Origin of the sequence: Pseudomonas sp. TWP3-2, assembly GCF_049897765.1 — a bacterium.
GTDB lineage: Bacteria > Pseudomonadota > Gammaproteobacteria > Pseudomonadales > Pseudomonadaceae > Aquipseudomonas.
This window is the reverse complement of the sequence record NZ_JAFCWW010000043.1, coordinates 1-1,949: the sequence shown is the minus strand read 5'-3', so window position 1 is coordinate 1,949 and position 1,949 is coordinate 1. Positions and strand designations below refer to the sequence as shown.

Below are 1,949 nucleotides of genomic sequence, written 5' to 3'. Positions count from 1 at the left end.
CTTGATAACAGTTCAGCCACCCACCGGGCGATTTTCGCCTCCGGGCACTCTCAATTTCAGCAAGGAGCACACCCATGGCTACACCAGCGTACATGTCGGTTACCGGCGAAAAACAAGGTCTGATCACTGCCGGCGCTTTCACCGCTGACTCCGTTGGCAACACCTACCAGGAAGGTCACGAAGACCAGGTCATGGTTCAGGCGTTCAACCACGACGTAATCATCCCGCGTGACCCGCAATCCGGCCAACCAACCGGTCAGCGCGTGCACAAGCCAGTTGTGATCACCAAGGTCTACGACAAGGCTTCGCCACTGCTGCAAGCTGCTCTGACTTCGGGCGAGCGCATGAGCGAAATCGTTATCCAGTGGTTCCGTACTTCAGCTCAAGGTACCCAAGAGCACTACTACACCACCAAACTGGAAGACGCGATCATCGTCGCCATCAACAACAAAATGCACAACTGCCAGGATCCAGGCAACTCGCACTTCACCCACCTGGAAGAAGTGCAGTTCACCTACCGCAAAATCACCTGGACCCACGAAGTATCCGGTACTTCGGGTTCCGATGACTGGCGTGCTCCAGTCGTTTAATTACGGCTGATCGCTTCACACATCGGCCAGCTCTGCTGGTCGATGTTGTTTACGCCCCTCCAGAATTTCGCGTACGTTGACCCGCTTTGCGGTGGTCGACGAGCGCCGCTGTAAGCACGAGGAACAAGGGATGTTCGCGCCGGCCAATGAAACCCATTTTGCTCTGACCATTGAAGGTCTTTCCGCCGACTTTCAGGTGTTTTCCCTGCAAGGCCGGGAAGCCATCAGCCAGCCTTTTGTGTTCGAGGTGGAGCTGGTCAGTGAGCAGCCGTCGCTAGACCTCGAAACCCTGCTGCACAAACCGGCCTTTTTGCAGCTGTCGCCCGACGGCAGCGGCATTCACGGCCAGATCTACCGCGCCGCGCAAGGCGATTCCGGCAAGCGCCTGACGCGTTACGCCGTGACCCTGCGCCCGCAGTTGTCGTACCTGGCGCACCGGGTCAATCAGCGGATTTTCCAGAACCTCACGGTGCCGAAAATCATCGGCATGGTGCTGGAAGAACACGGCATTCAAAGCAACGCCTACGCCTTCCAGACCGGTTCGATCTACCCCGAGCGCATCTACTGCGTGCAGTACGACGAATCCGACCTGCATTTCATCCAGCGCCTGTGCGAAGAAGAAGGTATTCACTACCACTTTCAGCACAGCGTCACGGCGCACAAACTGATTTTCGGCGATGACCAGACGGTGTTCCCGAAACTCAAGCCTGTGGCCTACCAGCAAGACTCCGGCATGGTCGCCAGCGACCCGGTGATCAAGCGCTTCGACCTGCGCCTGGAAACCCGCACCAGCCGCACCACGCGCCGCGATTACGACTTCGAAAAACCGCGCATCACCCTCGAAAGCGAAAACCGTGGCGACGCCCTGCCCGACCTCGAAGACTACGACTATCCGGGCCGTTTCATCGACCGCGAACGCGGCAAACACCTGGCCAAACGCGCCCTCGAACGCCACCGCAGCGACTTCCAGCTCGCCGAAGGCAAAAGCGATCAGCCACTGCTGGTCAGCGGCCACTTTCTCGCGCTGACCGAACACCCAAAAGCCAAGTGGAACGACCTGTGGCTGCTCACCGAAATCCTGCACGAAGGCAAACAGCCGCAAGTGCTGGAAGAGTCGGTGACCAGCGACACCACCGCACTGAAAGACGATTTCCATCAGGGCTACCGCAACCGTTTCCAGGCCACGCCATGGGACGTACCCAATCGCCCGCCGCTCAATCACCCGAAACCACGCATCCTCGGCAGCCAAAGCGCCGTGGTCACCGGCCCCAAAGGTGAAGAGATCCACTGCGACCAGTACGGCCGCGTCAAAGTCCAATTCCACTGGGACCGCGAAGGCCAAGCCGATGACAAAACCAG

General features: G+C 58.7%; 2 protein-coding genes. Both read left to right on the top strand.

Annotated features, from left to right (window positions below; translation table 11 throughout):
• Positions 1–74: 74 nt before the first annotated feature.
• Positions 75–590 (top strand): Hcp family type VI secretion system effector, encoded by a 516-nt coding sequence (locus ACP7EE_RS27570; protein ID WP_426238167.1) that lies wholly within the window; start codon positions 75–77, stop codon positions 588–590.
• A gap of 130 nt (positions 591–720) precedes the next feature.
• Positions 721–1,949, top strand: a 1,229-nt coding sequence (gene tssI / locus ACP7EE_RS27565) for a type VI secretion system tip protein TssI/VgrG (protein ID WP_426238165.1), incomplete at its 3' end; no start/stop codon positions are given.